Genomic DNA, 9,362 nt, shown 5'->3' with positions numbered 1-9,362 from the left:
CAGAGTCACGGCATAGTTATTGCCGCCGTTGCCATCATTTATTGTCACAGCCGGGTTCAGGGTTTTGCCTGTGCCGGCATTTCTGTTGCTGAAGGTCTGGGTAATGGATGTGATGCTGTCGCCGGCTTGTATGGCGCCTGAGGTGACCGTAGGAATTCCGGCGGATGTGGTGTCGCCGTTATAGCCTTTGGTATCGGTAACCGCGGTGATGGTGATCGCTTCTTGGTTAATAACACCGGTAGTGTCAGCAACCAGAGTCACGGCATAGTTATTGCCGCCGTTGCCATCATTTATTGTCACAGCCGGGTTCAGGGTTTTGCCTGTGCCGGCATTTCTGTTGCTGAAGGTCTGGGTAATGGATGTGATGCTGTCGCCGGCTATCAGGTTACCGCTTGTGACCGTAGGCACGCCTGCCGAAACAGTAGTACCGTTATAGGGCTTACTATCAGTCACCGCTGTAACCGTGATCAAAAACTTACCGTTGGTTAAGGTGAGCGTGCCGCTAATCGTCGGACTGCTACTTAAAATGACGCCATTAATATTGTCAACAATAAGGTTAGGAATTATAGCCGCCAATTCCGGCCCTGTTGTTTGAACGGCGGTTCCTTTGTACTCTAACGTAGCAGAGCCACCATAGGTAAGAGTGTATGTGCTAAGCGCCAAACTGGCTGTACCCTGCATAGATAGCAGATCATTTACCGTAGTATTGCCGCCCAATGTCTTTGTGCCGTTGCCTGAAATAACCAAATTACTATAACCCGTAGGAGCCATATTATCTATTTCTTGATTACCGAGCCTGCAATAATTTACAGTTGAGCCGGACTCTAATGTCCCACCGCTAAATGCGTAATTATTGCCAAATAAATCTGCATCTACCTTAATCGTGCCGAAGATATCCGCGGTGCCGCTGCCGGTAAGAAGATTTCCAGCGGGATCAAATGTTGTATTGACTCCCACTATCACGTTGGTCACAGTAGCAGGCCCGCTAAGGGTCTTGGTACCGCTACCTGAAGTCTCTAAAGTTGCATTTGTATAGTCTAAGGTGCTATCAATGTCCTGATCAATAAGGCTGGAGGAATAATTTACGGTTGAGCCGACGTTAAAAGTTACGGTACTAAATCCTGAATAATTACCGGAAAAAGTTGCCGCATCTACCAAAATAGTCCCAGAAATATTAGCAATGCCGCTGCCGGTAAGATAATATCCATTGGGGTCAAAAGTCGTACCTGCGGACACGGTCAGATTGTTGGTTATTAAAGAATCATCGACAAGTAAATAAGTACCCCCTCCTGACAATACGAGGTTGTCATAAGTATATCCTGCTATCCAATTAAAATAAATGCCTGCATTATAGTATTCTACAGTGCCGGTGCTTATGCTGGAAAAAGTGCCATTACTACCCTCAAGCCTAATTGTGCCGTTATTAGTCACACTGGACACATCAAGATCATAAGTGCCCATATCTAAAGTTCCGGCATTTGTAAGGTCAGTGGCTGTGATTGCACCATTAGGAGTATATGTTGATATCGCAGTAAGATTAATGGTCTCGTATAGACCAGTGGCTACGGTTTGGTTTGTGCCGTAGTACTCCACTGTGCCGGTTGGTATGGCAAGGCCGTTAGATACCCCGGAGAAACGTATAGTGCCACCGGTGTTTACGATAGACCCGGCGCTGAGAGTATACCCAGCCATATCTAATGTAACAGAGTTGGTAAGAGTGCCGTTAACTGTAAGAGCACCACCTGCAGTCTTAGTGCCGCTGCCGGAGAGCGTAAGATTGTAGTAAGTAGTACTTATTATGGTCTGCGCGCCCGCAAGGCTGTAATTGACTGTATTGCCTACTGCTGTTGCTGTTAGGGCGCCTGTACCGAGCGCATTAGTATTATTAACACTCAGTGTACCGGCGTTAACCGTCGTGCCGCCTGCGTATGTATTGGAGCCGCTTAAGGCAAGTGCGCCTGTGCCATTTTTAGTGAGGCTATTATTGGCACTGCCCGAAATCACGCCGCTGATAACAGCATAATCAGCTGTAGTACTAGAATTATCATTGACGGTAATGGTACGAGTATTGGTGCCAATGGTACCTAAAGAGAAATTACTTATCCAAGTAACGACATTATCAGAAAGGGTGCTGTCGCCAAAAATTAACGGTGCCCCACTTTGAAGAAAGTTAGTAGAATTCCAAGTCAGAGTACCAGTAATGGTAACCGAAAGCGAACCACCATAGGCAGAAAAACCACCGCCGTTGGTGGTGTTGGTGAAGCGAACTTTACCGGTACCAGTGCTGCCAAGTGCGCGGCTGAAGGTGCCGTTTGTAGCAAGTACGCCACCGTCGAGTATGAGGTTACCGGACGGAATGACGCTAACACTACTAAAACCAAGCGCGCCTGCGGAGATCGTGGTAGTGCCAGTGTAAGTGTTAGTGGCTGAAAGGACTAAAGCGCCTGAACCATCTTTAGTGAGGCTACCGCTGGTGCCACTTGAAGAAATCACGCCGCTGATAATAGCATAATCATCAGTGGTATTGGGATTATCATTAACAGTGATGGTGCGGGCAGCATTACGCAGAGAGAAATCGTTTGTCCAGGTGACGACATCATTAGAAAGAGTGCTGTCACCAAAAATTAACGGTGCTCCGGACGGAAGAAAGTTAGTAGTGTTACTCCAGACTGGGGTACCAGTAAAGCCGGTAATTGAAAGCGCGCCACCGTAGGCAGAAAAACCGCCGCCATTGGCTCCAAACTGAACCTGGTTATCGCCAGTGCCAAGTGCGCGGCTGAAAGTGCCGTTTGTGGCAAGTACGCCACCATTAAGTATCAGGTTACCGGACGGAATGGCGCTAACGCTACTGAAACCAAGCGCGCCCGCGGAGATCGTGGTAGTGCCAGTGTAAGTGTTAGTGGCTGATAATATGAGGGCGCCCGTGCCTTTTTTAGTTAAACCGCCGGTATTACTATTGTCAATTACACTAGAAAAAGTAATAGTGTTTGCGCCGGTATCGATATTGACCGCGCTAGTGCTATTCTTTATACGACTAGAGATATCTTGTGTGCTGGCGCCTCCATACCTTAGCGTGCCGCCGCCAAAGGTGATGTTACCGCTACCGCCTAACGAGCTGTCGGCTAAATCTAACGTGCCTGCGGTCAGTGTAATAGTACCACTGATAGTATGCGTTCCTGTTCCAAGATTCAGCGTCCCACCGTTACCATTAATGGTCAGCGCACCAACGTTCATATCACCTGTGAATGTGACCGTGCCAGCAGTCTTGGTCATTGAAACTGTACCAGTGGTTATAAAACTGGCAATGTTATTCGTTGCAACATTCCCGCTAAGCGTTACATTATTAACACCAAAATCTAATGTCCCACCGCCTGTATTGGTAAGATCTCCTTGAATCGTTAATGTTCCATTTACATCTGCTGTACCTGCGCCGCTAAATTGTAAGTTTTGATAGGTCAAACTAGCGTCAATGGTAGGATTAGCATTCTGATAATCGATAGTACTCCCAGCATTGATGGTTCGAGTATCCCAATCTACATAGTTACCGGTGAATGTTACGGCATCAACTATTAACTTGCCTGTTACAGTCAACGTGTTTGTTCCGCTACCGGTAATCGTAAAACCATTAGGATCCAGGGTTCCGGCAGAAACAGTAAGGTTATGGGTTAGGGTAACATTATTGGTAATAATTTGCAGTATGCCTGCTCCCGAGTGAGTAATATCGTAGAACTGTTTTGCAGCAGCAGTACCACCTGAATTTAAGGTTTGTGTCCCTGATGCTTTGTTAAACTCTATTGCCCCGATATTGCGATTTAATATTCCCAGATTAGTATAATTCCCGGCCATAATCACCTTTTGTCCGGTTCTATTATCATCAAAGGTAAGCGTTCCGGAAGTACCTATATATAGGCCACCGGGACCGGCGTTACCGCCTATCGTATTATCCGTATCTACTATTGTCAAAGTTCTATTAGCATTGTCACTAAACAACAAGATCCCGTCTAATATCTCGAGTCCACCAATGGTAATATTGGCATTTAAAGTAACCGTTATGCCAGCGGTATTTATAACAGCGCGCTCATTAGCCGCATTAGGAACACCCGCGCTCCAGTTACTAGCGGTATTCCAGTTGCTACTACTAGGATTAATCCAGGTAGTTACGCTTTCATCTTCAGGATTGGTAATAACATCGTAGTCTATGGAGATAATGCGTCCGCCGCTTCCATCCATAAGCGTTGATGTCCATAAACGTACAGTTCCGTAGGGAGCTGAAATTAACCCATAGTTATTAATTATGCCTGTAGTTGCTTCAAGGTTAATATATCCTATTTCGGCAGCCACTATCGCATTCTGGCCACGCACATCAATCATGCCTGTGCCAGAATAAATATTTATATCGCCGTGGGCGCGGACTTCGCCTATTATATAGATATCAGAATTATTTGAATCTATATATATAGAGCTGTTATAGGATGTGACTTTGATTAGAGCGTTAGCTGTAAAATATACGTGTTGGTTAATCGACCCTATGTTTTGATTTGCTATCAAAGAAAGATTATTGGCACGAATAATGGCGGAATCATAAGTTGTTATACCTCCGGCTTGTGCCTCTAAGGTAAGATTTGTATCGCGGTTATAGACAATTGCGCCGAAGCCATCCGGAGGGCCGCGCAGCAATACGCTCGTTCCGATACCTAAACTCTCTAATATATTAATGTCACCTTGCGTCCTATATATATAGGTAAGGGCTGCGTTGATATTTAAAGGCGTGGTCCTGCTGCCAAACTGCTTGGCGATTATCTTAACTTCAGGCGCCTGGATAATTACTCCCGGGCTGATATTTAACAAGGGGTCAATTTCTAAAGCCAGTGGGCCGTCTAAAACTACCTCCACCCGCTCTGCTTCTACGGTCACTATTCTATCCGCGGAAATCAAGCCGCCCTGCACCAGGCTGCCTACCTGGATAGCAATCTTGCCGCTGTCAGGCAGGGTAGGTTCAGAGCCGGCAATAAGCTTACCTTTATTGATGAACGTTGTGTCTTGGGCATTGACCCTGATGGCGCCGGCTTCTAAAGTGCCGGTATTTACAATTGGTGCGCCGCTGGCGGTCAGCTCAATTACGCCGTTATGGTTAGCTACAGACTGAGCTTCAATGATTCCGGTATTATTAATGGCATAATTAAAGACATTGTTTAAGACCTTGGCGGTTAGAATTACCTTGCCGCCATTGGCGCTAATCGTGCCGCTATTTTTCACCGCGCTGACAATTCTTTCTCCGTTTTCTCCTAACACTACATCTTTTACTGCCTCATCAATGACTACGGAAATTTCATTGATGTCATCTAGCGCCAGAGTCATCTTTTCGCCAGATGCCAAAACTACCCTGCCTAAGTTTGCCAGGATCACTCCTTTATTTTCTACTGCCTGGGAGAGTAAAGCCACATACCCGCCATTACGCACAATAATTTTTCCGCGGTTGATGATGAATGCGTTGTTACCGGCTACTTTATAGAAATTATACCTGTCGTTTAAAAAATCATCATTGGAGATATTTAAGGTTGAGGCAATAAAAGAAGCGGCCTGAATGTTAGCATTCGGCCCGATGATGATACCGCGAGTATTAACTAATACTGTGTTGTAATTTGACTCGTATGTGCCGCCCCAGTACGAGGCATTGCCGCTGGTATCGCGTAATAGTGCCGCTGGGTCAGAGATACTTCCGGTGTAAGTAATTCTTAGCGTGTCGCCATCCGGGATATTCCAGCCTGCGCTGGATTCCAGGATTAATCTGGCTTGGTCGCTTTCAATGACTCTTTCTGCGGCATATAAAAAATGGGGAGAACATAATAGCACAGCTATTACGCTCGCCCAAATTTTCAGGTTTCTTTTATAAATAGGAGGAATCAAGTTTTTGAAGGTTATTTTAAAATAGGGGTTATTTATTTTACAATTAAGCATAACCGATAAATAAGGTTATGTCAAGGAAAATTTTTAAAAACTTTCAGAAACCTGCCCCGGGGCCGTAACCCTAACATTATCATATAGTTTTGCTCGTGAAAAAATAACCTTTATATCCCTGAATAGGTAGTGCAGAAATCTTTTATTAATGCTGCAGGAGCTGCATTACATTTTCCCTGGTAACAATATTCAAATCCGATGGGTTTTCTAGAAACTGCTCAACATCCTGTTTAATCTTTTTCCAATCCGCACGCTCAACAACCTTATAAATTAACCCTCTCCAGTTATTTTTATCAGGCAGCTCACTACTCCATCCTGTCTGCTGGAGGCCGTTTTTAAAAAGTAAAAAATTCGGTTCTATTCCTTTCCATTTTGATAAATACCAGCCAAGGTCAAAATAGTCCCTGCCTTTTGCATATTTTCTGCATAGCAACGCATGCAGTTTTCCGGTAAATAGCGACTTGGTATCATAAGACAAAAACGAAATAGGGAAGTATTTATTTACCAGCTGGGTTTCAAGGACAGCCCCTTGTGGAGGATTGTTATCAATCTCAATCTTAATAGAAAATTTCTGGCTTTTTAAAGGCGAAACCCCCGCTTCAAACATCAGGTTTGAGAATTTAATAAAAGCTGAATTTACGGCCTTCTTATCGTTATAACTGAACGTAGTATCATATCCGGCTGAGGATAATTCCAGCATAATCTTCTTAAGTAATGCCTCAAACCTAACCTGTGGTTTTTGGACCAAAGAAAAATCAAGGTCCTCGGAAAATCTCGGCAGGCCATGCAGGAATCTAAGCGCTGTGCCGCCCAAGAATGCAACCGAACGGAATACGCCTTCGTCGTGCATTACTCTTAAAATATATGCCTGCAGGTATTCCCGCATAATATTAAGCTTAGCGTTGTACCCTTCTTTGCCGGATACCAGTTCCAATACATAATCTTTCATAAATGCTTTTCCTCACTTCTGCGCTTAACAGCGTATTTCTTAATGACCAAAGCGGCCCTTAGAATCCCGGGGCCTTGGAATTTCTTGGCGTATTCTATTAGCTTGTTGAAATTGATTTTTCTCGTATTTTGCAAACGCATTTCTTCCAAATAGCCGTCATCAACCTGCAAACCCTCTAAATAAAAAAAATCAAGAAGTGCCTTTTCAGGGCTAGCGATAAATGCCAGCTGTTTATTCACCGTAAATGAATCGTACCCCCAAAAAAGGCTATTTTTAATATGCCGGTAGTCAAATGTGCCGATTGGAGTAATAATTTTCCCGGGGCGCTTAGTGGTAACGCAGGTATAAACCGGCACCCCCTCAGGAATGAGCCCGTGATATTCAAATGCCTTCTGGAGGCTGATATACGAAGGTTTCTTAAGCACTGAAGCGATATAGGGCTCATAAATATCCACCTTACGGAAACTTTCGGCTAATAGATAAATATTATTTTTGAGCTTAATCAGTTTGCCGGATTTACGCCAACGGCTCAATTGCACTTTGACCGCCGCCGGGTTAGTGACGCCGGCAAGTAAATTCTCGGCGTCTATTACCGACAGACCCCGTACGCGTTTAATGAACTCTTCTAGTTTCATAGCAAAAGTTTAACATATTTGTTAATAAATTGCAATATAAATTTTTGGCTGAATTTTAGAAGGTCTTAGAGACTTGCACCCAGGTGTGCGCGTGGTCGCCGTCAGAAGGAGTATTATCTAACGGCCAGGCAATATCTAAACGCAGGGAAAAATCTTCCGGCAGGTTAAAACGCAGGCCGCAGCCTAATGAACTTAAGGTCTTATTCTTCTCTTCGGTTGTAGAAGGCCTCTTCAGGCGTGTATTCGCCAAATCATAAAACATCGCAAGCCTAAGGGCATCATAGAGCTTTGCCTGCGATAAAGGGACTTTTATCTCTTTGGGGCAGGGATAAAAAGGAAATGACCACTCAAATGTCGTAGCATAGCCCCTGTCGCCTACTGCCTCTGCAGGCGGATATCCGCGCACATTGGCAATGCCGCCGATCTGAAATTCTTCAGCAGAAGTCAGGATATTAGGGCTAAACTGAATCTGATTCTTCCATAATAGCTGCGAGGAAAAAGGCATCTTCTGCAGCCTGATCAGATTAACGACGTCTTTGATAAAAGTCCCGCCAGAGCCGCTGCGGCTGGCTTGGGTGTCCTGTTTTTTTAAGCCGCCCATAATATTGGGGATACCAAAATCCAGTTCATTAGTGAACACTGTGCGGCCGAAATTATCCGTTAAGTCTGTATCCAGGCCAAAGCGGGCAACCCTTAACTTATCGTGGCTGGTAATGGTACTGGCCTGGTAATTGGCGATGTCTTTGTAATCAAACCCGAAGCTGATGTTGAAATTAAAGTTCTCCTCATCTACCAGCGACTGGTTAGCGAATAAACTGTAAATCTGGGTTTTACCAAAGACGCCTGAATCTTCCAGTTCCTGCCCTAATTTCACGCGGCTAAATGCCGCGTAAGCGCCGGCTTCCAAATCAGAAGTTACGGGGAACAGATAACGTATGCTTTTAAAAAAATACCTGCTCGCCTGGCCGAGCTGATATTGAAAAGCCAGTTTATCATCAAGCCCGAGAAGGTTATTGTGGGTAAACCTGACGCTATAACGCTGCTTATCGATATAACGCGAGCCGAAATTGTCCCCGTCAAAACCCACATGTATAGGCAGCTTATCTTTTACCTCCAAGACTACGTCTGTTGCCCCGGGTTCCCTGCCCGGAGTAAGCACTGTGCGCGCGAACCTGTCCGGCTGCTCATTGATTTTGGTTAAGCCCTTCCTCAAAATATTATAATTAAAAGGCTCGCCTTTCTTCAGGGCAATCTTACGCTTCAGGAGCGCGGTTTTAAAATAACGGTTGCCTCTTACCTCTATATCTCCGGTAGTACCTTCCATTACCCGGACTTCTACTACGCCCTGCTCAATCCTCTGCGGGGGCAGGTAGGCGCGCGAAGTGATGTAGCCTCTTTGACGGTAAATATCGGTAATCAAATCCGCAGCCCTCTGTAATTCTCTTAGGCTAAGGTCCTGATTTTCAAAAGGCAGGACTATCTTATTGATTTCTTTTTGGGCAATCAGGGTTACGCCGGTAACATTAATCTTTTTGACGGAGACTTTTTCGGTAGATGTGGGGGCAGCGGGAGGCGCTGGTAGTTCTTCTTTAACTTCCGGGGCTTTCCTGGGGGTTTCTATTTTCTCCCTGAGCGCCTGATCTTTTTCCTGCAGTTCCTGCGAGCGCATCTCCTGTTCAGGAGTAGTAGCTGCCCAGGCATAACTCTTCGGGAAAAAGAGTAAGCACGCTAAGAATAAATAAATAGAAATCTTACTTGCCATAGTTAGTTTATTATGCCCCAACCTAATGTTATTGTCAAGTATTTTATAGACGAAAATA

Annotated in this window: 4 protein-coding genes; all 4 read right to left on the bottom strand. The window is 45.0% G+C overall.

What is annotated here, in order from left to right:
- A partial coding sequence (locus PHV44_04800; protein ID MDD5592597.1) for an autotransporter-associated beta strand repeat-containing protein occupies positions 1-5,958 on the bottom strand: 5,958 nt, incomplete at its 3' end.
- A 145-nt stretch (positions 5,959-6,103) separates the two neighbouring features.
- Entirely contained in the window at positions 6,104-6,907 is an 804-nt protein-coding gene (locus PHV44_04795; GenBank protein MDD5592596.1) for a nucleotidyl transferase AbiEii/AbiGii toxin family protein, read from the bottom strand.
- On the bottom strand, positions 6,904-7,542 hold the full coding sequence (locus tag PHV44_04790) for a hypothetical protein (protein MDD5592595.1): 639 nt from the start codon (positions 7,540-7,542) through the stop codon (positions 6,904-6,906). The genes PHV44_04795 and PHV44_04790 overlap by 4 nt, the downstream gene beginning before the upstream one ends.
- Positions 7,543-7,597: 55 nt before the next feature.
- A complete protein-coding gene (locus PHV44_04785; protein MDD5592594.1) occupies positions 7,598-9,304 on the bottom strand; it encodes a POTRA domain-containing protein in 1,707 nt (568 codons plus the stop codon).
- Positions 9,305-9,362 lie beyond the last annotated feature (58 nt).

The organism is Candidatus Omnitrophota bacterium (assembly GCA_028717245.1).
GTDB lineage: Bacteria > Omnitrophota > Gorgyraeia > Gygaellales > Profunditerraquicolaceae > JAGUYA01.
The sequence above is the reverse complement of the archived record's forward strand: the minus strand, read 5'-3'. Positions and strand labels throughout refer to the sequence as shown.

Excerpts from the sequence above, each read along its gene's own strand:
- PHV44_04790 (MDD5592595.1), bottom strand. The coding sequence starts at position 7,542 with ATGAAACTAGAAGAGTTCATTAAACGCGTACGGGGTCTGTCGGTAATA.
- PHV44_04795 (MDD5592596.1), bottom strand. The coding sequence starts at position 6,907 with ATGAAAGATTATGTATTGGAACTGGTATCCGGCAAAGAAGGGTACAAC.
- PHV44_04785 (MDD5592594.1), bottom strand. The coding sequence starts at position 9,304 with ATGGCAAGTAAGATTTCTATTTATTTATTCTTAGCGTGCTTACTCTTT.